A 25,544-nucleotide genomic window follows, 5' to 3' on the forward strand; every position below is an offset into this window, starting at 1 on the left:
CCCCTTGCTGATCGGCTGGACCGAGTCTAGGGGTTGGCCGAAGTCACGTCCTCAGTGTGCACCGCACCGGCCGCCACCCAACGGCTTTCACTGCCCGTAGGCCAGCGCAGCTGCCTGGGCGGCCACCGCGTCCAGGTCACCGTCGGTCAGCAGCGCCGGTGTGCCCAGGGTGTTCGCCGCCAGGTAGACGTCGCAGAGCCACTCGAGCAGGCAGGCATGTTCGACGGCCTCCCCGAGGGATCCGGCGCTGCTCACCGCACCATGGTTGCGCATCAACACGGTGCCGAACCCGTCGGCGACGGCGTTGCCGACCGCCACGGCCAGCTCGTCGGAGCCGAACAGCAGGTAGGGCACGGTCGGCACCCGGCCACCGAGGCGGCGGAGGTTGTAGTGCACCAGCGGCATCTGGTCACACACCAGGCCGACGGCCACAGAACTGCGGCCGTGGGTGTGCACCACTGCGCCCGCACCGGTGCGCGCGTAGACACCCAGATGCAGCCCGATCTCCGACGACGGTCTGGCCCCCTCCAGCACCTCCCCGGCATGGGTGACGATCGTGATGTCCTCGGCGACGGCGTCTTCGAGGCGCAGCCCCGAGCGGGTGATCAGCACCAGGTCGTCGGTGCGGACACTGACATTGCCGGCACCCGCCAGCGCCACCCCGTGGCCGGCGAGTTCGCGGCACCGTGCGGCCACCTCGGCACGCGCACTCCGGTCAGGCACGCGGATGACGTTGCCGGAGTGCGGCGAAGGCACCGTCGAGACCGGTGAGCGCCATGTCCAGATCGTCCGGCGTCGTGGCCGCCGACACGAACCAGTTGTGCTTGGGGTGTACGTACACCCCCCGCGCTTGCGCCTCGGCGCTGAATGCGGTGGCCAGCTGGTAATCGGTGTCGTCGACAAACAACAGGTTCGGCATCTGGGCGGGTCCGGTGTAGTGAATGTCGAAGCCCCACCTGCTCGCACTGTCGGCGATGCCGGAGCTCAGTTGCAACCCGACCTCCCGCATCCGGGCCACCGCATCGCGACTGCCGAGCTCGGTAATGGTCGCCAGCCCGGCGGCCATGGCCACCGCCCCCATCCAGAAGGAGCCCGTCACGAAGATGCTGCCTGCCGCGTCGCGGTAACGATCGGTTCCGGTGACCGCCGCCAGCGGGTAGCCGTTGGCGATCGCTTTGCTCCAGGGGGTCAGATCCGGGTGCACCCCCAGCGGTTCCCAGCTGCCGCCGTGGTGCAGACGGAACCCGGCACGGACGTCATCGAGGATCAAGGCCGCGCCGATGGTGTCGCAGTAGGCCCGCACCTCACGGGCGAACGACGGTTCGACCAGTTCCTGGTCGAACCCGGCGTCATGCCGGAACGGGCTGACGATGATGGCGGCAACGTCGTCGGCGTGCTCCCCTACCGCGGCGCGGATCGAGGCGATGTCGTTGTAGTCGTATTCCAGCAGATTCGCCCGGTCGGCCGCGGTGACACCGGCCGGGAACGGCGTGCACCACGGCGCAGCACCGTGATACGCGCCCCTGGCCACCAGGATCATGGCGCGGCTGGTGTGGGCGCGGGCGATGGTGCAGCACATGGTGGTGGCGTCGGTACCGTTCTTGGCGAACATCACCCAGTCCGCGTGCGCGACGGTGCGCACCAGCGTCTCCGCCAGCTCGACCATGACCGGCGCCGCACCGTTCACGCAATCACCCTGTCGCCGTTGCTGTTCGGCGGCTGCCTCGACTGCGGGGTCCTGGTGGCCGAGAATCACCGGTCCCCAGCTGCACATCAGGTCGACGTACTCGTTGCCATCGACGTCCCACAGGCGTGCACCGCGGGACCGCGCGATGTATTGCGGAATCGCCGGGAAGGCGCGCATGTCGAGGTGGCCGTACATCCCGTTGGGCACGACGGCACCTGCGCGCCGGCGCAGCTCGCTGTCGGCACTGCGCTGTCGCAGGTCGGTGCCGACGTTCAGATCGGTGGTCACAGGTTCTCCTTCTCGAGGCGCTCACGGATACGGTGCACAGCCGGGGTGTCGACGGCTGCGAGCACGCTCAGCACACCGTCCAGGTTCTCGATGCCGGCATCCGAGCCCAGCCCGGTGGCGACCAAAGCCCCACAGGCACAGCCGATCAGCGCAGCGTCGGCCGGATCGCAGCCCACCAGGAGGCCGGTGATCATGCCGGCGTTGAACGAATCGCCGCAGCCGGTGGTGTCGACGACGGTGGTGGGCAGAGCGGGCACCGACACGGGCGCAGCGTCGGGCATCACGATGATCGCGCCCTCGGCACCGACCGTGACCGCGACGGCACCGACTCCCCGCGCCAGCAGGCTGTGCGCTGCGGCGACGAGGTCGTGGATCCCGGTGAGCCCGCGCAGTTGCTGGTCATTGGGCAGGAACCAGTCCACCAGCGGCAGTACCGGAGCCAGCAGATCCAGCGTGTCCGGCCTGCCGGGATACAACAGGTCCATGTAGATCGGTGTGCCTGCCGCACCGACGGCCTCGAACAGGTCGAGCCCATCTGAATTCAGCAGCAGCGGAGTGGTTTCCGGGCCGCCGAACAGGACGGCGTCGGCGGCCATGAGAGCAGCGGAATCGACCTCCGAAGCGCTCAGCGTGGCCATCGCGCCAGGAACGTGCAGGGCCGGTCGTTCACCATTGGGGCGGATGGGCAGGATGGTAGACGCGGTGACCGCGCCCGAACGTGGCACCAGCCCGGTGGTGTCGATGCCGTGGGACTGCAGTTGCATGGCGAGCAGGCGACCCAGGAGATCGTCGCCGATGGCGCCGAACGACGAGACGGAATGTCCCAGCTTGGCCAGGTCGACGGCCGCCCCGCCACCGGTTCCGGCCACGGTGGCCCGGATTTCGTCGAGCACGACACTGCCCTGCCCCTCCGGAATGCCCGATACCGGTCGGCCGAGGATGTCCACGATGTGCGGACCGAGCACCGCAACAGTGCCCAGGATGGTGGAGTCGTTCTGGCCCATCGACTTTCACCCCTGCACGGAAGGCGCCGGAGCGGGGTCGAAGTCGACCACCGCGTCCCGTCTCATGCGGTGGACCACGAACCCGGCGACGAAGGCCAGGGGAATCAGGAACGGCAGCAAGTTGGGGATCACGTCTTCGGTGCCGGTGAGCACCGAGTAGTTGGCGATGATCAGACCGGTGGCGGTCAGCAGCCCCAGCGCACCGATAGCGGGTGCCACCAACGTCTTCCACACATGACCGTCCTTACGCCGGCGGAAGAACACCACCACGGTCACCGCGACCACGCCCTGCATGGCGACGATACCGACAGTGAACAGGCCGCCCAGGCTGGTGTAGATGCCGAGGTACGGGTCGGCGCCGACCACCACGAAAACAACCAGGAGAACGGCCGTCAGAATGGACATGGCCTCACTGGCCCGCGCGGGGCCCTGGTAGCGGGGGTGCAGGGCCCCCAACGCTTTCGGCATGGTTCCCTGGGATCCCATGGTCTGCAGGTAGCGGGTGGTCGCGTTGTGCAGGGCCACCAGCGATGCCAGCAGGCTGGTGCAGAAGAAGATCTGCATCAGCGCGGTGAGCCAATCGCCACCCTGCTCCCCCGACAGCACGAAGAGCAGATCACCTTGGGTCTCCTCGGTGGTGGGAACGATCTGGTTCACTCCCACCGAGCCGACGATGAGCCACACGGTGAAGAAGTAGAACGCGGAGATGACGCCGACGCACAGATAGATAGCGCGCGGCACCGTCTTGCCTGGATTGCGTGCCTCGTTGGCGTAGATGACGGCGGACTCGATCCCGATGAACGACGTGAAGGCGATCATCAAGGCCGGGCCGATGCTGCCGGAAAACACCTGTTCAGGCGCAAATATGTCCAGGGGCAGCGCGGCCAGTCCGCTGTGCGCGAGGATCAGGATGTCGAGGATCACCAGCATGGCGAACTCGGCGAAGATGAGGATCAACAGCACCTTGGCGCTGAGATCGGCCGCGTGTCTGCCGAGTAGTCCGACTATCAGCAATGCGGCCACCGAGTACACCCACCACGGCAGGTCCACGCCGTAGTCCAGGGCGATGACATCGACGAAATAGCCTGCAGCTGTGGTGATTGCGATGGTTCCGGAGCCGTAGGCCAAGGTGGTTGCGTAAGCCGCGCCCAACCCGGCGCCGGGCCCGAAGCCGGCGTGGACGTACCGGGCGAACCCGCCGCCACCGGGCACCGCCCGGTTGATGGCAACATAGCCGGCGGCAAAACACCCCAGCACCAGGCCCGCGACCAGGAAGATGATGGGCAGCCCCGCCCCGTTTCCCAGCGTGAAGCCGATCGGGGTGTTGCCGATCATGGAGCCCAAGGGGGCGGCGCAGGCCACCACGAGCAGCGAGACCTTGATGGGTCCCATGTTGGCCCGGAACTGCGGCTGGCCCGGTGCAGTCTGAGCATTCGGTGTGGGTAGTGACATGTGTTGTCTCCCAGGGGAACTTGCAGCGTACGGGGATGGCCAAGCGGCCGGGGACACGGTTCGGGTCCGGCCGCTCATCGTCGACGGCACAGGCCCGCCGGCCCGGCCCCGCAGTGCGGGCCGCAGCCGTGAAAGTTACTTTAGACGGACGTCCGAAATAGAACAACGGTTTGCCCGAATTCGTAACGTGGGCGAAACCGACCGCGCCCAGCACGCCATGAACGCACGCACCGATGCTGCGCGAGAGTGAGAGCAGACCGCGACGGGTCTCACACCACCAGGTTGACCAGACGGCCGGGCACCACGATGACCTTCTTCGGCTCCGCGCCGGCCAGGAACGCCAGCACCTTCTCATCGGCCCGCGCCAGCTGCTCCACCGCACTCTTGTCGGCGTCGGCGGGCACCGTGATGCGCCCGCGCACCTTGCCGTTGACCTGGACCGGGTATTCGACCGTGTCCTCCACCAGGTAGGCCGGGTCGGCCACCGGGAACGGGCCGTGGGCCAGAGACCCCTCGTGACCCAGCCGCTGCCACAACTCCTCGGCGAGATGGGGCGCCAACGGAGCGACCATCAACACCAGGGGTTCCAGCGCCGCGCGGGCACTCACCACCTCCTTGGTGAGGTGGTTGGTGTACTCGATCAACTTGGCCGCGGCGGTGTTGTTGCGCAGATGCGCGTAGTCGTCGGTGACGCCGTCGATGGTCCGGTGCAGCACCTTGAGTGTGGCATCGTCGAGCTCGCCGTCGGTGACCCGGGCGGCTCCCGTCGCCTCGTCGACCACCAGGCGCCACACGCGCTGCAGAAAGCGGTGCGCCCCAACAACATCCTTGGTGGCCCAGGGCCGTGACGCCTCCAGGGGTCCCATCGACATCTCGTAGACACGCAGGGTGTCGGCGCCGTAGTTGTCGCAGATCTCGTCCGGCGACACGGAGTTCTTCAGGCTCTTGCCGATCTTGCCGAATTCCTGGTTGACCTGCTGGCCCTCGTAGTAGAACGCGCCGTCGCGTTCGACCACCTCGGCGGCAGGCACATAGGAACCGCGGGAATCGGTGTAGGCGAACGCCTGGATGTAGCCCTGGTTGACCAGCCGGCGGTACGGCTCGCTGGAGGAGACATGCCCCAGATCGAAGAGCACCTTGTGCCAGAACCGGGAGTAGAGCAGGTGCAGCACCGCGTGCTCCACGCCGCCGACGTAGAGATCGACCCCGCCGGGGTCATCGGGACCGTGCTCGGCGGGTCGCGGACCCATCCAGTACGCCTCGTTTTCCTTGGCGCACAGTTCATCCGGGTTCTGCGGGTCGGTGTAGCGCAGCTCGTACCAGGAACTGCCCGCCCACTGCGGCATCACGTTGGTGTCGCGGGTGTAGGTCTGCAGACCATCGCCGAGGTCCAGCTCGACATGGACCCACTCGGTGGCCTTGTTCAGCGGCGGCGACGGCTCGCTGTCGGCGTCATCAGGGTCGAACGACACCGGTGCGTAATCCGGCACGTCCGGGAGTTCCACAGGCAGTGCAGATTCCGGCAACCCGTGCGCTCGGCCCTGCGCGTCGTAGACGATGGGGAACGGCTCCCCCCAGTACCGCTGCCGGGCGAACAGCCAGTCGCGCAGTTTGAACTCCACGCGGCCCTGCCCGCGGCCGTCGGCCTCCAGCCGCTCGGTGACCGTGGCCTTGGCAGTGGCGACGTCCATGCCGTCGAGGTAGTCGGAGTTCACCAAGGTGCCGTCCCCGGTGTAGGCGGCCGCGGAAACGTCCCCGCCGGACACGACTTCGACGATGGGCAACCCGAACTCGGTGGCGAAGTCCCAGTCCCGCTGGTCGCCGCCGGGCACCGCCATGATGGCACCGGTGCCGTAGCCGGCCAGCACGTAGTCGGCGATGAAGATCGGCACCTGCGCGCCGTTGACCGGGTTGGTGGCGTGCACGCCCAGGAACACCCCGGTCTTGGTCTTGTTCTCCTGACGCTCCAGATCCGACTTCGCCGCAATGGCCGCGCGGTAGGCGGCCACCGCCTCGGCCGGAGTCGCGGCGCCGTAGGTCCAGCGCGGGTCGGTGTCCGTCGGCCACTGCCCCGACACCAGGGCGTCGACCAGGTCGTGCTCGGGTGCCAGCACCAGATACGTTGCGCCGAACAGGGTATCGGGGCGAGTGGTGAACACGCCGATGTCGCCGGCGGGAGAGGCGAACTGCACGGACGCACCGACGGAGCGGCCGATCCAGTTGCGCTGCATGGTCTTGACCTTCTCGGGCCAGTCCAGGTAGTCGAGGTCGTCGAGCAGACGGTCGGAGTAGGCGGTGATGCGCATCATCCACTGCCGCAGCCGTTTGCGGAACACCGGGAAATTGCCACGGTCACTGCGGCCGTCGGAGGTCACTTCCTCGTTGGCCAGCACGGTACCCAGACCAGGACACCAGTTGACCATCGAATCTGCCCGGTACACCAGGCGGTAGCCGTCGATCACGTCGGCACGCTCACCGGAGGTCAGGCTGGACCAGTCCCGACCGTCATCCAGAGTCCTTGCACCGGAATCGAATTCGGCTACCAGCTCGTCGATGCGGCGGGCCCGGTTGACCGCCGGATCGAACCAGGCGTTGAAGATCTGCAGGAAGATCCACTGCGTCCACTTGTAGAAGTCGACGTCGGTGGTCGAGAAGCTGCGACGGGCGTCGTGGCCCAACCCCAGCCGGCCCAACTGCCGCTTGAAGTTGACGATGTTGGCCTCGGTGCGGATGCGGGGGTGGGTGCCGGTCTGCACCGCATACTGCTCGGCGGGCAGGCCGAAGGAGTCGAACCCCAGCGCGTGCAGCACGTTGCGGCCCTGCATGCGGTAGTAGCGGGCGTACACGTCGGTGGCGATGTAGCCCAGCGGATGGCCGACGTGCAGGCCTTCCCCCGACGGGTACGGGAACATGTCCTGGACGAACATCTTGTCCGCCGGGAGGGCCGCGCCGTCGGTGGGTGCCAGGCTGCCGACGGGGTTGGGCACGTGGAAGGTCCCGAGACGCTCCCACTTCTGCTGCCAGGCCTGCTCGATCCGCCCGGCGAGATCCGCCGAATAGCGGTACTCGGGCGTATCGGAGTCGGCGGCGGAGGTGGTCGTGTCGGTCACGCTGAACAGGGTATAAGGGCACCTCCGAGCGCCAAAAACGCGCTGCGCGCCGGCACCGGGATCACGGGGGCGTCTCGGTTGCGTTGCGGGGGAGTCAGCGCATGGTTGCAGGTCGGTTCCAGCTCTGGGAAACACCGGGCGGGCGGGGATACAGTCGGCGCCTGACCTGGGATGGCGCGCACTGTCGGGAGTGCCACGTCAACCGCGGAAACAGAAAGGACCGATTGGCATGTTCGCCTCTGTCACCGGCCGAGTGCTCGCCGGTGGTGTCGTCGCAGGCATCGCCGCTGTGATGGGTTTCGCGGTGTCGCCGGCAGCCGCCGAGCCCACACTGCCGCTGCCGCCAGCGCCTGCGCCCATGGTGGAGCAGGCGGGTGTCTCCCCGTTGGCCCCCGGCATCCCGGCACAACCGGCCGCTGCTCCCATCGCGCCGCAGGCACAGTTGGCCCCGCAGACGCAGTACGCGCCGCAACTACAGCGGGCGGCCCTGCCGGCCCAGCCGACGTTGACGCCGGCCACCTCGGGCACCATCCGGGAGTTCCTGGCCGGCAAAGGGGTGACCCTCGAACCGCAGGACCCACGCACGTTCAACGCCCTGCACATCACGCTGCCGATGCCGTCGGGCTGGACCCAGGTGCCCGACCCGAACGTGCCCGATGCGTTCGCCGTCATCGCCGACCGGGTCGGGGGTGACGGGCTGTACACCTCCAACGCGCAGGTGGTGATCTACCGGCTGGCCGGGGGTGCCTTCGATCCGGCCGAGGCCATCACCCATGGCTTCATCGACAGCCAGCAGCTGACCAGCTGGCAGACCACCGACGCCTCGCTGGCCCCGTTCGGCGGGTTCCCCTCGTCGTTGATCGAAGGCACCTACCGGCAGAACGAGATGGGGCTGAACACGTCGCGCCGGCACGTGCTGGCCCGCTCGGGTGCCGACAACTACCTGGTGTCGCTGTCGGTGACCACCTCGGTCACCCAGGCGGTGGCCGCGGCAGACGCCACCGAGGCGATCGTCAACGGCTTCAAGGTCACCGGACCCGTCCCGGCCGCGCCTCCCGCCACCGCGCCCTGAGATTTTCTGAGGACCGGTCTGACCTCGTATGGTGAGGTCATGCTGATTGCCGGTGTGGTGTGCCTGTGCGCAGCGTTGGCCGCCGCGGCCTCGGGCGTGTGGACGCTGACCCGACCCAAGAGTGCCGATCTGACGCAGCAGGTGCTGCGGGCGGTGGCCCCTGTGCAGCTGGCAGCTGCGGTGATGCTGGCCGCCGGCGGCGTGGTCGCCGTCGCGGTCCCGGCACCCACCGGGCTGGTGGTGCTCATCGTCTGCGTGGTCGGTGCCGTCGGCACCATCCTCGCCGGGTCATGGCAGGGCGCCCGCTTTGCGACGCGCCCGCAGCCGGCGGCCGACTGCGGCAGCAGCTGCGGCTCGTGCACGTTGTCGTGCAGCAGCGCGCTAGTTCCGGCTGACGTCGATGGGGTGCGTGGCCAGTAGCGACATCGGCATCGGCTGCCGTCGCAACACCCTGGACCACAGATCGACCCGCTGTTCGATCAGCACATCCGACGGCAGCGCCGACAGCACCATCCAGTCGTTGCGTTCGATCTCGCCTTCCAGCTGACCGATGGTCCAGCCGGAGTAGCCCGCGAACACCCGCACCCCTTCGAGCACCGGGATCAGGGAGTCGGGATCGGCGTCGAGGTCCACCATCACCATTCGGCCGGACACGTGGCGCAAGCCGGGGACGCCGGTGGCGTCCGTACCGACCCGCAGGGTGCCCAGGCACAGGGCGGCGTCCCGCTTGACCGGTCCGCCGATGAACATCGTCTTGGGTTTGGCCGCCAGCTTGGCCCACTGCGGCAGCACGTTGTACACCGCGGTCTCGCTGGGACGGTTGAGCACCACACCCAAGGTGCCGCCGTCGTTGTGCTCGACGACGTAGATGACGCTGCGGCGAAACGTCGGCTCCAGGAGATCCGTGTTGGCCAGCAGCAACGTCCCCGCGCGTACCCGGTGGGCCGCGGGTGCGACGAAATCCTCGGGGTCTTCGGACGGGGACACGCACCCATCATGGCACCAGCACAACGCTGTGGTGGCGAACAACATCGGTGTGACGGATATTTGTAGGCTGGTCGTCTGTCGTGGCGCAGAGGCGTCCATCCGCGTGCAAGGGAAGTGGTCTCGTGGTCGACGCCCGTGGCGCCGCTGCGTTGTGGCGTTCGGTGCGGGGCCTGCCGCAGTTCTGCCGTCTGATGGAGCTGCGACTGGCCAGTCAGTTCGGCGACGGCCTGTTCCAGGCAGCCCTGGCGGGGGCACTGCTGTTCAACCCCGACCGCGCCGCCACCCCGTGGGCCGTGGCCGGCTCGTTCGCGGTGCTCTTCCTGCCCTACTCGCTGCTGGGCCCGTTCGCCGGGGCGCTGCTGGACCGCTGGGACCGTCGGCTGGTCCTGGTGGGCGCCAATGTGGGACGGCTGGTCTCGATCATCGCCGTGGGCGTGCTGCTCGCAATCGGCGCCGGGGACCTACCCATCCTGTGTGGCGCATTGATCGTCAACGGCTTCACCCGCTTTGTCGCCTCCGGACTGTCCGCGTCACTGCCGCACGTGGTGCCCCGGGCGCAGGTGGTGACCATGAACTCGGTGGCCACTGCGGCGGGTGCGGTCGCGACGTTCCTCGGTGCGGACTTCATGCTGCTGCCGCGCTGGTTGATCGGCGCCGACGACGCCGGGGCCGCCGCGGTGATCTTCATGGTGACCATCCCGGTGGGGCTTGCGCTGGTCCTGGCGCTGCGCTTCCCGGCCCATGTGCTGGGCCCCGACGACACCATCCGCGCGATCCACGGGTCGGTCTTCTACGCGGTGGCTACGGGCTGGATCCACGGTTTCCGCACCGCGGCCGCGGTGCCGTCGGTGGCGGCGTCGCTGCTGGGTCTGGCCGCGCACCGGATGGCGTTCGGCATCAACAGCCTGCTGGTCCTGGTGATCGTGCGGCACACCGACACCCCGCAGGTGGCCGTGGCGGGCCTGGGGACGGCGGTGCTGTTCCTGTCGGCCACGGGGCTCGGCGCCTTCCTGTCCAACCTGTTCACCCCGCTGCTGGTGCGGCGCTGGGGGCGCTACGCCAGCGTCAACGGTGCGCTGGCGGTGGCCGCGGTGATCCAGCTGGCGGCGGTGCCGCTGCACCTGCCGGTGATGGTGGTGTGCGGATTCCTGCTGGGTTCGGCCGGCCAGGTGGTCAAGCTGTGCGTCGACAACGCGATGCAGATCGACGTCGACGACGCGCTGCGCGGGCACATGTTCGCGGTGCAGGATTCGCTGTTCTGGGTGTCGTTCATCGCGGCGATCGCGTTGGCCGCCGCGGTGATTCCCGATGACGGCCATTCGTCGGGGCTGGTGGTGGCGGGAGCCGGGTTCTATCTGCTGGGGTTGGCGGCGAACGCGGTCCTGGGACGGCGCGGCCAACTAGGGTGACGCCATGGCTGATGCCGGTCCGCTGATCGACGAGCTCACGGCCGAGAGCGAAGAGCTCGACGCGCTGGTGGCCGACCTGTCCCCGGCGCAGTGGCAGATGCCGACGCCGGCGCCGGGCTGGACCATCGCCCACCAGATCGCGCACCTGCTGTGGACCGACCGGGCGGCTGTGCTGGCCGCCACAGACGAGCCGGGCTTCGCGCAGCTGGTTGCCTCGGCGGCCGCCGATCCTCTGGGATTCGTCGATGCGGGTGCCGAGGAGGTGGCCGCCTCCCCCGAGCTGCTCGCGTCCTGGCGATCCACCCGCGCGACGCTGGCCGCCGCGCTGCGCGCGGTACCGGCGGGCCGCAAGCTGCCGTGGTTCGGTCCGCCGATGGGTGGGGCATCGATGGCCACCGCGCGGCTGATGGAGACGTGGGCGCACGGGTTGGACGTCGCCGACGCGCTCGGGGTGCGCCGGGCGCCGACCTCACGATTGCGGTCCATCGCGCACCTGGGTGTACGAACTCGTGACTTTGCCTTTACCGTTCATGGCTTGACACCGCCGGCGGAATTGTTTCACGTGGAACTACGCGGACCCGCAGGTGAGCGGTGGTCCTGGGGTCCCGACGACGCGGCCCAGCGGGTCAGCGGCTCGGCGGAGGACTTCTGCCTGCTGGTGACGCAGCGGCGCCCGCCCGGCGAATTGGACGTGACCGCAACGGGTTCCGAGGCGCAGACGTGGTTGACCATCGCGCAGGCGTTTGCGGGGCCACCCGGCGGGGGCCGATGAGCGCTTGCGCGAAGAGGAGCCCCGCCGCATCAGCCTGAGCGGGGGCCGATGAGCGCTTGCGCGAAGAGGAGCCCCGCCGCATCAGCGTGAGCGGCGGCCGATGAGCGTGCGCTTTCTGCACACTTTCGCCGGCGTGTCGGCCGGGAACACGCACGCTCGGCGTCAGAGGGACTGGGCGTCGTCGGCCGCGCCGTCACCATCGGTGTCGACCAGCTTGACGTCCCAGCGACCGTCGCCGTCGGTGTCGACGTACCCGACCCGGCCGTCGTCGCCGAACACCCGGTCCGCGGCGCCGTCCCCGTCGCTGTCGACCAGGAGATCGTCGGCCTCCCCGTCGCTGTCGAAGTCGACGCTCGGGCCACCGGTGGACTCCAGGCCGTCGAGCGTCAGCCACCGCAGGGGGCGACTCGAGGCATCGGCGGGCACGGTCCAGGTCCCGGTGCCGTCGTCGGTGAACCAGGTGGCCTGCCCATCCAGATCCAGCACCGCGTGCTCGGCGAGGCCGTCGCCGTCCAGGTCGGCCAGCGCGTCGTCCAGCAGACCGTCGCGATCGAAGTCCAGCGCCACCCCGTCGAAGACGCCGTCACCGTCGGTGTCGACGTCCGGCGTGCCCGACCACATCGAAGCGGTGCCGTCATCGGCACCCAGGCAGTAATCCATACCTGTCAGTCGGCGGACGAGCCCCTCCGGTTCCACCACGCCAACAACTCGGCCACCGCCTCGTCGTGCTCCAGCGGCCCACGCTCCATCCGCAGGTCCTTCAGGTAACGCCAGGCCTGGCCCACTTCGGGGCCGGCCGGGATGCCGAGCAGCTCCATGATCGCGTTGCCGTCCAGGTCGGGCCGCACCCGGGCCAGATCCTCCTGCTCGGCGAGTTCGGCGATCCGGTGTTCCAGATGGTCGTAGTTCGCCTGCAGCCGCGCGGCCCGGCGCTTGTTGCGCGTGGTGCAGTCGGCGCGGACCAGCTTGTGCAGCCGCGACACCAACGGACCGGCGTCGGTGACGTAGCGACGCACCGCTGCATCGGTCCACTTGCCGTCCCCGTAGCCGTGGAAACGCAGATGCAGGTACACCAGCTGGGACACGTCATCGACCATCTGCTTGGAGTACTTAAGCTCACGCATCCGCTTGCGGGCCATCTTGGCGCCCACCACCTCGTGATGGTGGAAGCTGACCCCGCCGTCGGGCTCGTGCCTGCGGGTGGCCGGCTTGCCGATGTCATGCAGCAGCGCCGCCCAGCGCAGCACGAGATCGGGGCCGTCGTCTTCCAGGTCGATCGCCTGCCGCAGCACGGTCAACGAGTGCTCGTAGACGTCCTTGTGCTGATGGTGCTCGTCGATCGCCATCCGCATCCCGCCGATCTCCGGCAGCACCTGCTCCCCCAGCCCGGTGTCCACCAGCAGCTGGATCCCGGCCACCGGATCGGCGCCGAGCATGAGCTTGTCGAGTTCGGCACTGATGCGCTCCGGCGTGATCCGCGCCATCTGCGGAGCCATCTCGGTGATGGCCGCCCGCACCCGCGGCGCCACGTCGAAACGCAACTGCGAGACGAACCTGGCCGCGCGCAGCATCCGAAGGGGGTCATCGCCGAACGAGGTCTGCGGCGCCGACGGGGTGTCCAACAGCCGGGAGCGCAGGGCGGACATCCCGTCGAGCGGGTCGAGGAACTCCCCCGGCCCGGCTCCGGTGATGCGCACCGCCATGGCGTTGACAGTGAAGTCACGGCGCACCAGGTCATCGGCGAGGTTGTCCCCGAACCGCACCTGCGGGTTGCGCGACACCTGGTCATAGCTGTCGGCGCGGAAGGTGGTGATCTCGACCCGGACGCCGCGGCGCGCCGCACCGATGGTCCCGAATTCGATTCCGGTGGTCCACACCGCGTCGGCCCACGGCCGCAGGATCTTCTGGATGTCCGCCGGCGGTGCGTCGGTGGTGAGGTCCAGGTCGTAGGCCACGCCGTCGCCGGGCTGCGGCAGCCGGCCCAGCAGCGCGTCACGCACCGGCCCACCCACGAGGTAGAGCTGCCGGCCGGCGGCGTCAAACGCCGCTCCGAGGGCGCACAGCACATCCGCATGGCCGTTCAGCGTCACCGCGGCACGGGCCAGCAGTTCGGCTTCGGTCAGGGCGTCGGACACGTTCACCGAGCCTAGATGGCCGCAGGCGCCCATCGGTCACCGACCGGCGAGTGAGGCAAGAGGCACAGCTGACGGCAGCTACTATCGCTTGGGTGTCGGACGGCGAGCAGGCCAAACCCCGACGGCGCCGCGGTCGCCGTCGTGGTCGTCGTGCCGCCGGACCACCGCAGAACGCCCCCGAAGCCGCCGCCGCCGCCGAGGCCGCTCCGGCGCCACCCGGGGACCAGGCTCCCGCCAAGCCCCGCCGCCCGCGCCCCCATCAGAAGAACCAGGGCCGGTTGCGTACCGTCCACGAGACCTCCGCCGGCGGCCTGGTGATCGACGGGCTCGACGGTCCGTTCGAAGAACAGGTGGCCGCGCTGATCGGGCGCATCGACCGCCGCGGCCGCATGCTGTGGTCGCTGCCCAAAGGACACATCGAACAGGGTGAGACGGCCGAGCAGACCGCCATCCGCGAGGTGGCCGAGGAGACCGGGATCGAGGGAAAAGTGCTGGCCGCGCTCGGCAGCATCGACTACTGGTTCGTCACGGAGGGCAGGCGCGTGCACAAGACCGTGCACCACTATTTGATGCGCTTCTCCGGCGGCGAACTCTCCGACGAGGACGTCGAGGTGACCGAGGTGGCGTGGGTGCCGGTGCGGGAGCTGCCGTCGCGGCTGGCCTACGCCGACGAGCGGAAGCTTGCCGAAGTGGCCGGTGAGTTGATCCAGAAACTGCAGACCGACGGCCCGTCGGCCCTGCCGCCGTTGCCGCGCAGCGCTCCGCGCCGCCGGCCGCAGACCCATTCCCGGGCGCGCAGGCGGGGTCAGTCCCGCGGTCCCGACGAGTCCGCTCCCGGCCGGGCGGGCGGCTGCGGACAGGGCCCGTGACGCCGCGGCGGCGCCGCTTGCGCACGTTTTCGATCACGGCGCCCCGCTTCATCACCATCATGATCCTGCTGGCCATGCTCGTGCTGCCGGCCGCGCTGCCCCAGGCCGCCGCCGGTGAACCCGGCGAGGCCCGGTTCCTGGTGATCCATGTCGACCTCATCACCCCCGACACCGTCACCACCACGGGCCCGCCGACCGTCACTGTGACGGGCAGTGTGGAGAACATCGGCGATCGTCCGGTTCGGGACGTCGTGGCCCGGCTCGAACGCGCCCCGGCGGTCACCGACTCCAGCCGCCTGCGCACCGATCTCGGCGGGGAGAACACCCAGTTCAGCCCGGTCGGAGAATTCATCGACGTCTCGACCGAGCTGCAGCGCGGCCAGCAGGCGCCCTTCCGGCTGTCCTATCCCCTGCGCTCAGCCACCGAACCCGCTCTCGACATCCAGACCCCGGGCATCTATCCCCTGCTGGTCAACGTCAACGGCACCCCGGACTACGGTGCCGCTGCGCGGCTGGACGACGCCCGCTTCCTGCTGCCGGTCCTCGGGCTGCCCCGGGAGGACACCCCGGTCGGTGCGGAACTCGGTGGTGACGTTGCCGATGTGGTGGCCCCCGACACCTCGCGTCCGGTTCCGGTGACCATGCTGTGGCCGCTGGCCGACCGACCCCAACTGGCGCCCGGGGTTCCCGGCGGAACCACCCCGGTGCGGTTGTCCGACGACTCACTGGCCACGTCGCTGGCACCCGGTGGGCGGCTGGACATGCTGCTGGGTGCCGCCGAGTTCGCCACCGGACCCACCGTGGACCCCGGCGGAGAGATCACCCGGGCCCTGTGTCTGGCCGTGGATCCCGACCTGCTGGTCACCGTCAACGCGATGACCGGCGGGTATGTGGTGAGCAGCGCCGCCGATCCGCTGACGCCGCCCGGCCAGCCGGGCAGTGGACAGGCTGCGGCGTCGGCCTGGCTGGATCGGCTGCGGGCACTGGCCGGCCGGATGTGCGTGACGGCCATGCCCTATGCCCAGGCCGACCTGGACGCCGTGGCCCGCGTGGGTGACCCGAACCTCGGCGCCTTCGCCACCACCACTGTCTTCGATCTGGTGGACCAGATCCTCGGGGTCACCTCCACCCGTGGGGTCACAGTCGTGGGCGACGGTCCGCTGACCACCCGCGCCACTCAGCTGCTCACCGAGCACGGCCCGACCGTGGCGATCGCCGCCGCAGACAGCCTCGCCACCGACGAGACCACGGGCGAGGGCGTCACCGCCGACCTGGCCCCACGACGGCTGTCGGGTCAGGTGGTGGCTGTCCCGTTCGACCCGACAGTCGGGGCCGCGCTGGCCGCCGTCGGCAGCCAGCCGACGTCACCGTCGTACCTGGACTCGTCACTGGCAGTCCCGGTCGACAACGATTCCGAGGTGTCCCGTCGCCAGGATGCCCTCGCGGCCATGCTGTGGCGCAGCCTGAACCCGGAGATCGCGCCGCGGGCCCAGGTGCTGGTGCCGCCACTGAACTGGGACCCCGACGACGGCGACGCCCAGGCCGTACTGACCACCCTGGCCACCAGTATCCGCTCAGGCCTGGCGGTACCCGCGCCGCTGGCCGATGTGATCGCCCAGGCCGACGCCGTGCACGGCCCACTGCAGCCGGTATCGGCCGCGGCCGACAACAACGTGCAAGGCCGCATCGACGACGCGGTGGTGGGCCAACTCTCCGGCCAGCTGAGCCGGCTCTGGGGCCTGACGGCGGCGCTGACCACCAACACCCAGACCGGTCTGACGGGTGTGGCCTACACCGCCCCGCTGCGGGAGGACATGCTGCGGGCGCTGAGCCAGTCCGAGCCCGCGCCGTCGCGCAACGACCTGGCCCGGCGGCGCCTCGGCGTGGTCGGCGGCACCATCGATGACCTGTTCGGCGCCGTCACCATCGTCAATCCCGGCGGTGCCTACACCCTGGCCACCGAGCGCAGTCCGCTGCCGCTGGCGCTGCGCAACGACCTCGCGGTGCCCATCCGGGTGCGCCTCGATCTGGCCGTGCCCCCGGGGATGACGGTCGAGGACATCGGTGAGCAGGAACTGCCGCCGGGCTTCCTGCCGATCCGCGTGCCCATCGAAGTGCACTTCACCCAACGGGTGGCCGTCGACGCCTCGCTGCGCACGCCCGGCGGGCTGCCGCTGGGCGAACCGGTGCGCCTGTCGGTCAACTCGAACGCCTACGGACAGGTGTTGTTCTTCATCACCCTGGCCGCGGGCGCAGTGCTGGCGCTGCTGACCGGACGCCGCCTGTGGCACCGGTTCCGCGGCCAACCCGACCGCGCCGATCTCGACCGTCCCGAGCCGGGCCGCCCGTGAGCACCACCGGACGTCAACCACCCCAGCGGATCCCGGCGCGGCCGGAGCCGCCCCGCCGCCCGCCGCCCCCGCAGCCTGCCCGCCCCCAACCCGTCTACGTCAAACGCACCCCCGCCACCAAGGCGGTGCGCGCCGAACTGTCCGACGCGGCGGTGGTCTCGCGGTCCTGGGGCATGGCGTTCGCGACGCTGATCAGCCGGATCACCGGTTTCATCCGTATCGTGTTGCTGGCCGCGATCCTGGGCGCTGCCCTGTCGAGCACGTTCACCGTGGCCAACCAGTTGCCCAACATGATCGCCGCGCTGGTGCTCGAAGCCACCTTCACCGCGATCTTCGTGCCGGTGCTCACCCGTGCCGAGCGCGACGATCCCGACGGTGGAGCGGCGTTCGTCCGACGGCTGGTCACCCTGGCCACCGCGCTGCTGCTGGCCACCACGGTGCTCTCGGTGCTCGGCGCGCCGCTGCTGGTCCGGTTGATGCTCGGCGACGACCCGCAGGTCAACGAACCGCTGACCACCGCATTCGCGTATCTGCTCCTGCCGCAGGTGATCTTCTACGGTCTGGCCTCGGTGTTCATGGCAATCCTGAACACCCGCAACGTCTTCGGCGCCCCCGCGTGGGCACCGGTGGTGAACAACGTCGTCGCGATCGCCACCCTCGGGGTGTATCTGCTGGTACCGGGTGAGCTGTCGGTGGACCCGGTGCAGATGGGCAACGCCAAGCTCCTGGTCCTGGGTATCGGCACCACGCTGGGCGTGGTGGCGCAGACCGCGATCCTGTACGCCGCGATCCGCAGGCAGCGGATCAGCCTGCGGCCGCTGTGGGGCATCGACGAGCGCCTCAAGCGTTTCGGCGCGATGGCCTCGGCGATGGTGCTCTACGTGCTGATCAGCCAGGTCGGCCTGGTGATCGGCAACCAGATCGCCAGCACCGCAGCGGCTTCCGGGCCGGCCATCTACAGCTACACGTGGCTGGTGCTGCAACTGCCCTTCGGCATCATCGGCGTGACAGTGCTCACGGTGGTGATGCCCCGACTCTCCCGCAACGCCGCCGCCAACGACACCAAGGCCGTGCTGGCCGACCTGTCGCTGGCCACCCGGCTGACGATGATCACCCTGATCCCCATCGTCGCGGTGATGACCGTGGGCGGCACGGCGATCGGCAGTGCACTGTTCGCTTACGGCAACTTCGGGCAGGTCGACGCGAACTACCTGGGCCTGGCCATCGCCATGTCGGCGTTCACCCTGATCCCCTATGCGCTGGTGCTGCTGCAGCTGCGGGTGTTCTACGCCAGGGAACAGCCGTGGACCCCGATCGCGGTCATCGTTCTCATCACCGTGGTCAAGATCGCCGCGTCGTTGGCCGCCCCGCACCTGACCGACGATCAGGAGCTGGTCGCCGGCTATCTGGGCCTGGCCAACGGTCTGGGGTTCCTGGCCGGCGCCGTCCTGGGCCACGTGCTGCTGCGCCGCACCCTGGTCCCGCGCCGGCAGCGGCTGCTGGAGCTGCCGGTGGTGCGCACCATCCTGGTCACGCTCACAGCGTCGTTGCTGGCCGCGCTGGTGGGCGTGGTGGCCGATCAGCTGCTGGGGCTGGAGTCGCTGACCGAACGGGCCGGTCCGGCGGGTTCGCTGCTGCGGCTGTTCCTGCTGGCCGTGGTGATGCTGGGAATCGTGGCGGTGGTGCTGGTGTGGGCGAAGGTCCCGGAAGCGATGGCAGCGATGGCGGTGGTGTTGCGCCGAATGAGACCCGGTACCGACCGCCTCGACCCCGCATCCACGCCGGCAGCGGTCCCGTACCCTGAGCACAGGAATCTGCCGGGCGCACGGTCTGACCGTGCGCCGGCACAGCACAGCGGAATGGGTAGAGAACCGATGGCGAGCGACGAGAACTCGGGCAACCCCGACACTGGGGCCCCGACGACCAAGTTGCCCCGGCAATCGGCCGATGACTTCCAGCCCGACTTCGCCGCCGACGTCGAGCCGAAGACGGCGCGGGTGGGTTCCGTCCCGGAGCCGGAACCCCCTAATCGACCCAACGCCGACTTCGCCGGCGATCCGACCCGCGAGCCCATGGCCTTCGACGCCCCGCGCGAGCCTGCCATGGACGGCGCCGACAACGACGACGACGTCCACCTGATCCCGGGCGCCAGCATCGCCGGCGGCCGGTACCGCCTGCTGGTGTTCCACGGCGGGCCGCCGCATCTTCAGTTCTGGCAGGCGCTGGACACCGCACTGGACCGCCAGGTGGCGTTGACGTTCATCGATCCGGACGGCACACTGCCCGGCGACGAACTCGATGCCACTCTGAGCCGCACCCTGAAGCTGTCCGGGATCGACCTGCCCGGCCTGGCCCGTGTGCTGGACGTCGCCCGCAGTGGGTCGGGTGGGCTGGTGGTCTCGGAGTGGATCCGCGGCGGGTCGCTGCAGGAGGTGGCCGACACCGCCCCGTCGGCCATCGGCGGTGCACGGGCCATCCAGTCGCTGGCTGCGGCGGCGGAGGCCGCCCACCAGGCGGGGGTGGCACTGGCCATCGACCATCCCAGCCGCGTGCGGGTCAGCATCGAAGGCGATGTGGCGCTGGCATTCCCGGCCACCCTGCGGGATGCCAGCCCCGAGGCGGACATCCGGGGTATCGGAGCGGCGCTCTACGCGCTGCTGATCAACCGTTGGCCCCTGCCCGAGCGCGGCACCCCCAGCGGACTCAGCGCCGCGGACACCGACCCCGCAGGCAACGCGGTGGAACCGGCAACCGTGGACCGCGACATCCCCTTCCCCATCTCGGCGGCAGCGGTCCGCTCGGTGCAGCCCAATGGTGGGATTCGCAGCGCCGCAACACTGTTGAACCTTCTCCAGCAGGCCACCGCGGAGGCCGACCGGACAGATCTGCTGGATCCGGTACCCGCTGACCCGCGGCCGTCGGGTCGGGCCCGGGAAACCGAACCTGCGCCGAACAGCCGCAGGCGCCGCGGGGTGCTGATCGGTGTCGGTGCGGCGGCAGTGGTGATCGTGGTGGCGCTGGTGCTGCTGGCCACGGTGCTCAGCCGCATCTTCGGCGACGTCGGCGGCCCCAGCATCGGCGACCAGTTGGGGCTCAACCCGCCGTCGGAGGAGTCCTCGGGCACCTCGGCCGCCGCGGCTCCCGGCCAGACCGTCCAACCCGTGTCCGCCACCGTCTTCTCCCCGGCCGGCGGCGCCGACAACCCCGACCAGGCATCCGCGGCCATCGACGGCGACAGTGCCACCGGCTGGCCGACCGACACCTACTCCGACCCTGACCCCTTCCCCAGCTTCAAGAACGGCGTCGGGCTGATCCTCACGCTGCCCTCGCCCACCCGGGTGGCCACCGTGGAACTCGAGGTACCGAGCACCGGAACCCAGATCCAGATCCGTTCCGCGGCCACGGCCTCCCCGGCGACGCTGGAGGACACCACGGTGCTGACCCAGCCGCAGACCATGCAGACCGGCGAGAACACCATCGAGGTGAACGCCGAGGCACCCACCACGTATCTGGTGGTGTGGATCTCGAAGATGGGTACCACCGACGGTCAGAGCCGCACCGACCTGAACAACATCGTGGTCAGGGCCGCTTCCTGAGCTGTGCACAGGCCGGCGCCCCGGTGAAGTGTCCGGCGCCGGCCGGGGTCCTAGCGTCCCTGGCGTGCCCAGCTCCACCGCAGACCACGCCCGCGCCGACGCCGACCTGCTGGCCGCCCACGCCGCCGGCGACCCGGATGCCTTCGCCGTGCTGTTCCACCGCTACCACGCGCCGCTGACCCGCTTCGCCCGCAGGCACTGCCGCAGCCCCGAGGACGCCGCCGACGCCGTGCAGGAGGCCATGCTGGCGGTGCACCGCGGCGCCCCTGGCTTCCGCAGTCACGCCACCGTGAGCACCTGGTTGTTCCGGATCGTGTCGCACAAGTGCATCGACCTGCGCCGCCGCGACCTGCGCCGGCTGACCGTGGACCCCGCTGAGGTGCTGGTCATCGACCCCACCGAGGCCATCCCGACGGCTCACCTGGTGCATCTGGCCCTGGGCCTGGTGCCGGTGGATCAACGGGCCGCGGTGGTGCTGGTGGACATGCTGGGCTACCCGGTGGCCGATGCCGCCCGGCTGCTGGAGATTCCCACCAACACGGTCAAGAGCCGGTGCGCGCGGGGGCGCGCCAAGCTGTCGGCCCTGCTTCAGGCGGCCGGTGCGGGACACTGAGGGGGTGCAGTCGGAGCCACCCGCCCACGCCGTCCGTCCGCCGGGCACGCGCCTGCGGACCGCCGGCGTGCTGGCCGGCGTGTCGGCCATCGCCGTCGCGGTCGCGGTGGCGGTGCCCTCGCTGGGCGGTGATCCGGCACCGGCCGCCGGCACCGTGGTCACTGCGCGGTCACTGACGGTCACGGTGCCGCAGAACCGCGTGCCGCTGTCCGAGGACGAGCTGGCCGCGCTGCTGGGCACCCCGGCGGAGCTGGGCCCCCTGGGGGCGGCCCCACGGCTGTCATCGTGTCTGGACGGGTTGGGGTACGGCTCGGGCACCGCCGTTCTGGGTGCGCGCCCTGTCGAGATCAACGGCCGACCCGCGGTGGTCCTGCTGCTGCCGGGCGACGACGCCGCCGTGGCGGCCGCGCTGGCGGTGTCACCGCAGTGCAGCGCCGCGGATACCGGTCTGTTTGCTGAGACCTCGGTGCGCCGGGTACCCGCACCATGACCCGGACGTCGCGGCGCACCGGGGAACAGCCCCGCCTACCCTGTTGTTACAGAACCAGACGATTCGCCACCGATGCGCGCATCGTCGACATGTGTGAGAAAGGCCCGCATGACTGAGTCCCAGAAGGACGTCAAGTCCATCCACGACGTCATCATCATCGGTTCCGGCCCCGCCGGTTACACCGCGGCCGTTTACACCGCGAGGGCGAACCTGTCCCCTGTTGTGTTCGAGGGGACGTCGTTCGGCGGCGCGCTGATGACCACCACGGAAGTCGAGAACTTCCCCGGTTTCAAGAACGGCATCATGGGCCCCGAGCTCATGGACGAGATGCGGGAGCAGGCGCTGCGGTTCGGCGCCGACCTGCAGATGGAAGACATCGAGTCGGTGGATTTCACCGGCCCCGTCAAGGTCGTGACCACCGCCGGCGGTGAGGTGTACCGCGCCCGCGCGGTCATCCTGGCCATGGGCGCGGCAGCGCGCTACCTGGGTGTGCCCGGGGAGCAGGAGCTGCTGGGGCGCGGCGTCAGCGCGTGCGCCACCTGCGACGGATTCTTCTTCCGCGACCAGGACATCGCCGTCATCGGCGGCGGCGACTCGGCCATGGAGGAAGCCACCTTCCTGACCAAGTTCGCCCGCAGCGTGACGCTGGTACACCGCCGCGACGAGTTCCGTGCCTCCAGGATCATGCTGGAACGCGCCCAGGCCAACGACAAGATCCGCTTCCTGACCAACACGGCCGTGGTGGCCGTGGAGGGTGAGGGCACCGTCAGCGGCCTGCGGGTACGCGACACCGTGAGCGGGGAGGAGTCCACCCTGGCCGTGACCGGCGTCTTCGTCGCCATCGGCCACGATCCCCGCTCGGCGCTGGTCCGGGGCGTCGTCGACCTCGACCCCGAGGGCTACGTGCTGACAAAGGGCCGCACCACCGCCACCTCGGTGGAAGGGGTGTTCGCCGCCGGTGACCTGGTGGACCACACCTACCGGCAGGCCATCACCGCTGCCGGGATGGGCTGTTCGGCGGCCATCGACGCCGAACGCTGGCTCACCGACACCCCGGCCCCCAGCGAAGAATCCACCGACCTGATTGGAGCACCTCAATGAGCGACAACACCGTGACCGTGTCCGACGACTCGTTCGCCGACGACGTCCTGGCCAGCAGCACACCGGTACTGGTCGACTTCTGGGCGACGTGGTGCGGGCCGTGCAAGATGGTGGCCCCGGTGCTCGAGGAGATCGCCAGCGAGAAGGCCGGCAAGTTGACGGTGGCCAAGCTCGATGTGGATGCCAATCCGGAGACCGCCCGGGACTTCCAGGTGGTGTCCATTCCGACGATGATCCTGTTCCAGAACGGCGAGGCCGTGAAGCGGATCGTGGGCGCCAAGGGCAAGGCCGCGCTGCTGCGCGAACTCGGCGACGTCGTTTCCTGAATTCATTTTTGTCGGCAGCGCGCGTGCCCCGGCGGCACGCGCGCTCGCCTGGCGTTTTCCGGAAACGGGCGCCGGTCTGAGACAATACTGACTAGTCTTCCTGCCCTGGTTGGCTGCTTCTTCGGCCGCCTACCACCGTGACCGAAGGGCCCTACATGTCGAGTCCGCCCCGCGGAGAAGCCGGTGACGCCTTGCGTCTCGGCGATCGTGGTGTCGCGGTTGCCGAGATCAGGGGTGCACTTGGCGCACTGGGTCTGATCCAGAACCCCGACGACGATCTGACGACTGGCCGCCACGTCGCGGCCGACGTCTTCGACTCCGATCTCGACCATGCTGTGCGCGATTTCCAGCAGCGCCGCGGCCTCTTGGTGGATGGCATCGTCGGAGAGGCGACCTACCGCGCCCTGAAGGAAGCGTCCTACCGACTGGGTGCGCGCACACTGCATCACCAATTCGGAGCGCCGATGTACGGCGACGACGTCGCCACCCTGCAGGCCCGCCTGCAGGATCTCGGCTTCTACACCGGCATGGTGGACGGCCACTTCGGCCTGCAAACCCACACTGCGCTGAGTTCGTATCAGCGGGAGTACGGGTTGGCCTCTGACGGCATCTGCGGTCCGGAGACTCTGCGGTCGCTGTACTTCCTGGGCGCCCGGGTCACCGGTGGCTCGCCGCATGCCATCCACGAAGAGGAACAGGTGCGGCGTTCCGGGCCCAAGCTGTCCGGCAAGCGCATCATCATCGATCCGGGCCGCGGCGGTGCCGATCACGGTCTGATCACCCAGGGCCCCGATGGTCCGATCAGCGAAGCAGATATTTTGTGGGACTTGGCAAGTCGGCTCGAAGGCCGTATGACGGCCATCGGCATGGAGACGTTCCTGTCCCGGCCCGCCAACCACAGTCCCTCGGACGCCGAGCGCGCGGCGACCGCCAACGCGGTGGGCGCCGATCTGATGATCAGCCTGCGCTGCGACACCCAGGCCAGCCCCGCCGCCAACGGTGTGGCCACCTTCCACTTCGGCAACTCACACGGCTCGGTGTCCACCATCGGCCGCAATCTGGCCAGCTTCATCGAGCGTGAAGTGGTGGCGCGCACCGGTTTACGCGATTGCCGCACTCACGGTCGGACATGGGACCTGCTCCGATTGACGCGGATGCCCACGGTCCAGGTGGACATCGGCTACATCACCAATCCCCGCGACCGGGCGATGCTGGTGTCCGCACAGACCCGCGACGCCATCGCCGAAGGCATTCTCGCGGCCGTGAAGCGGCTGTATCTTTTGGGCAAAAACGACCGTCCCACAGGCACTTTCACGTTCGCCGAGCTCCTGGCCCACGAAGCGGCCATGGGTCAGGCGGCAGCTCGCGTCAGCGGTTCCTGACCATCCGCTGGCCCACCTGAGCAACCCGGCCTGCACCGGCACCGGCGCCCACGGGCACCTGCATCTGCGCGCTCTCCAGCAGTCGCTCCAGCGCCGCTTCCACCTCGGCCTTCCAGCCCAGCCCCTTGTCCAGCTCCAACCGCAGCCGGGGGAAGTAGCGGTGTGGAGACACCACAACGAATCCGACCTCCTGGAGGAAGTCGGCCTCGATCATGCACTGCTCCACCGCGCAGTCTCCCAACGCCTGCACCACCGGGTCCAGGGTCGGGTCGGCCATTGCGGGATCCAGTAGCTCGACGGTGTCGGGGGTACGGCCGAAGGCCTCGAGCGCGCGGACGCCACGGCGCACCATCTCGGTGACCACCTGCGCCACCAAGCTGTGCGCCAGGCCTTCGGCATCGGGACCGGGTTCGACTGCCATCGACGTCAGCAGTACCGCGTCGGCGCTCACCGGAGCGGTCGGAAAACGCTGAGCGCGTGGCACGGCGTAGGGCGGCGCGTAGAGGATGTAGCCCAGGCAGGGCAGCTCGGAGTCGTCTTCGTCACCGGTCCCCGCCGCGGTGGCCACCTGACCGCATGACCCCCACTCGAGCATGACCATCGACAGCCACGCTTCCTTCTCGAACTCCGGATCGGTCAGGTGATCCTCGCCGGCGGCCGTCTCCGGTTCCATCTCCCAGAACACACACCGGCGCGCGTGCTTGGGCAGCTGCTCGAACGCTTCGAGACGGAGCGGCGATATACGAGCAGACACTTAGCTTCCCGAGCCTTTCTGCGGTGCGAGCCCCTCCAGGATAGGAGAAAATCGCCGCACCCGGCCATGAGCCATCGCCATTGCGGGAACCCCGGCCCGTTGATCGCGAAACAGGTTGCGGTACAACTGATTTGCCCACTGCTCGG

The 25,544-nt window shown here is 69.4% G+C and carries 21 protein-coding genes; 12 read left to right on the forward strand and 9 right to left on the reverse strand.

What is annotated here, in order from left to right; translation table 11 throughout:
* Positions 1–87: 87 nt before the first annotated feature.
* From G6N58_RS08255 to leuS, 5 genes are all read right to left on the reverse strand, one after another.
* A complete protein-coding gene (locus G6N58_RS08255) occupies positions 88–723 on the reverse strand; it encodes a class II aldolase/adducin family protein (protein WP_115281644.1) in 636 nt (211 codons plus the stop codon).
* The gene (locus G6N58_RS08260) at positions 716–1,975 is read right to left on the reverse strand and encodes an aminotransferase class III-fold pyridoxal phosphate-dependent enzyme (protein ID WP_232067786.1); all 1,260 of its coding nucleotides are present in this window, start codon (positions 1,973–1,975) and stop codon (positions 716–718) included. The genes G6N58_RS08255 and G6N58_RS08260 overlap by 8 nt, the downstream gene beginning before the upstream one ends.
* A complete protein-coding gene (locus tag G6N58_RS08265) occupies positions 1,972–2,979 on the reverse strand; it encodes a carbohydrate kinase family protein (RefSeq protein ID WP_115279058.1) in 1,008 nt (335 codons plus the stop codon). The genes G6N58_RS08260 and G6N58_RS08265 overlap by 4 nt, the downstream gene beginning before the upstream one ends.
* 6 nt (positions 2,980–2,985) lie before the next feature.
* Positions 2,986–4,431, reverse strand: a complete 1,446-nt coding sequence (locus G6N58_RS08270) for an APC family permease (protein ID WP_163908008.1) — start codon at positions 4,429–4,431, stop codon at positions 2,986–2,988.
* 269 nt (positions 4,432–4,700) lie between these two features.
* Positions 4,701–7,541: a leucine--tRNA ligase gene (leuS, locus tag G6N58_RS08275; protein ID WP_115279056.1), complete on the reverse strand. Its 2,841-nt coding sequence runs from the start codon at positions 7,539–7,541 to the stop codon at positions 4,701–4,703.
* A 229-nt stretch (positions 7,542–7,770) separates the two neighbouring features.
* Between leuS and G6N58_RS08280 the strand changes: the two genes are divergently transcribed.
* A complete protein-coding gene (locus G6N58_RS08280; RefSeq protein WP_115279055.1) occupies positions 7,771–8,613 on the forward strand; it encodes an LpqN/LpqT family lipoprotein in 843 nt (280 codons plus the stop codon).
* Between the two features lie 39 nt (positions 8,614–8,652).
* On the forward strand, positions 8,653–9,033 hold the full coding sequence (locus tag G6N58_RS08285; RefSeq protein WP_068919388.1) for a hypothetical protein: 381 nt from the start codon (positions 8,653–8,655) through the stop codon (positions 9,031–9,033).
* Here the strand turns inward: G6N58_RS08285 and G6N58_RS08290 are convergent.
* Positions 8,995–9,600 (reverse strand): YqgE/AlgH family protein, encoded by a 606-nt coding sequence (locus G6N58_RS08290; protein ID WP_115281642.1) that lies wholly within the window; start codon positions 9,598–9,600, stop codon positions 8,995–8,997. The two genes, G6N58_RS08285 and G6N58_RS08290, sit on opposite strands and share 39 nt — an antisense overlap.
* A gap of 122 nt (positions 9,601–9,722) precedes the next feature.
* Between G6N58_RS08290 and G6N58_RS08295 the strand changes: the two genes are divergently transcribed.
* Together G6N58_RS08295 and G6N58_RS08300 are read left to right on the forward strand one after the other, a co-directional pair.
* Positions 9,723–11,009 (forward strand): MFS transporter, encoded by a 1,287-nt coding sequence (locus tag G6N58_RS08295; protein WP_163908011.1) that lies wholly within the window; start codon positions 9,723–9,725, stop codon positions 11,007–11,009.
* Positions 11,010–11,013: 4 nt separating this feature from the next.
* Positions 11,014–11,781: a TIGR03084 family metal-binding protein gene (locus tag G6N58_RS08300; RefSeq protein ID WP_115279054.1), complete on the forward strand. Its 768-nt coding sequence runs from the start codon at positions 11,014–11,016 to the stop codon at positions 11,779–11,781.
* A 162-nt stretch (positions 11,782–11,943) separates the two neighbouring features.
* Here the strand turns inward: G6N58_RS08300 and G6N58_RS08305 are convergent, their stop codons facing one another.
* Together G6N58_RS08305 and G6N58_RS08310 are read right to left on the reverse strand one after the other, a co-directional pair.
* Entirely contained in the window at positions 11,944–12,441 is a 498-nt protein-coding gene (locus G6N58_RS08305; RefSeq protein WP_115279053.1) for a pullulanase, read from the reverse strand.
* Positions 12,442–12,446: 5 nt separating this feature from the next.
* Positions 12,447–13,916, reverse strand: a complete 1,470-nt coding sequence (locus tag G6N58_RS08310; protein ID WP_068920299.1) for a CCA tRNA nucleotidyltransferase — start codon at positions 13,914–13,916, stop codon at positions 12,447–12,449.
* 92 nt (positions 13,917–14,008) lie between these two features.
* On the opposite strand from G6N58_RS08310, the gene G6N58_RS08315 reads away from it, so the two are divergent.
* From G6N58_RS08315 to G6N58_RS08350, 8 genes are all read left to right on the forward strand, one after another.
* On the forward strand, positions 14,009–14,785 hold the full coding sequence (locus tag G6N58_RS08315) for an NUDIX hydrolase (protein WP_172544991.1): 777 nt from the start codon (positions 14,009–14,011) through the stop codon (positions 14,783–14,785).
* A 59-nt stretch (positions 14,786–14,844) separates the two neighbouring features.
* Positions 14,845–17,136, forward strand: coding sequence for a hypothetical protein (locus tag G6N58_RS08320; protein WP_115281638.1), 2,292 nt, complete (start codon positions 14,845–14,847; stop codon positions 17,134–17,136).
* A complete protein-coding gene (gene murJ / locus G6N58_RS08325) occupies positions 17,133–20,732 on the forward strand; it encodes a murein biosynthesis integral membrane protein MurJ (RefSeq protein WP_435406154.1) in 3,600 nt (1,199 codons plus the stop codon). Before G6N58_RS08320 ends, murJ begins: the two co-directional genes overlap by 4 nt.
* Before the next feature lie 64 nt (positions 20,733–20,796).
* On the forward strand, positions 20,797–21,345 hold the full coding sequence (sigM, locus tag G6N58_RS08330) for an RNA polymerase sigma factor SigM (protein WP_068919394.1): 549 nt from the start codon (positions 20,797–20,799) through the stop codon (positions 21,343–21,345).
* A gap of 4 nt (positions 21,346–21,349) precedes the next feature.
* On the forward strand, positions 21,350–21,835 hold the full coding sequence (locus tag G6N58_RS08335; RefSeq protein WP_147289344.1) for an RsmA family anti-sigma factor: 486 nt from the start codon (positions 21,350–21,352) through the stop codon (positions 21,833–21,835).
* A gap of 108 nt (positions 21,836–21,943) precedes the next feature.
* Positions 21,944–22,936, forward strand: coding sequence for a thioredoxin-disulfide reductase (trxB, locus tag G6N58_RS08340; protein WP_179968212.1), 993 nt, complete (start codon positions 21,944–21,946; stop codon positions 22,934–22,936).
* A complete protein-coding gene (gene trxA / locus G6N58_RS08345) occupies positions 22,933–23,262 on the forward strand; it encodes a thioredoxin (protein WP_115279048.1) in 330 nt (109 codons plus the stop codon). Before trxB ends, trxA begins: the two co-directional genes overlap by 4 nt.
* Positions 23,263–23,417: 155 nt before the next feature.
* On the forward strand, positions 23,418–24,644 hold the full coding sequence (locus G6N58_RS08350) for an N-acetylmuramoyl-L-alanine amidase (RefSeq protein WP_068919398.1): 1,227 nt from the start codon (positions 23,418–23,420) through the stop codon (positions 24,642–24,644).
* Here G6N58_RS08350 and G6N58_RS08355 read toward each other — a convergent pair.
* Positions 24,631–25,398: an acetyltransferase gene (locus G6N58_RS08355; protein WP_068919399.1), complete on the reverse strand. Its 768-nt coding sequence runs from the start codon at positions 25,396–25,398 to the stop codon at positions 24,631–24,633. The genes G6N58_RS08350 and G6N58_RS08355 overlap by 14 nt on opposite strands.
* Between the last annotated feature and the right edge of the window lie 146 nt (positions 25,399–25,544).

It is taken from the genome of Mycolicibacterium tokaiense (genome assembly GCF_010725885.1).
Classification (GTDB): Bacteria; Actinomycetota; Actinomycetes; order Mycobacteriales; family Mycobacteriaceae; genus Mycobacterium; species Mycobacterium tokaiense.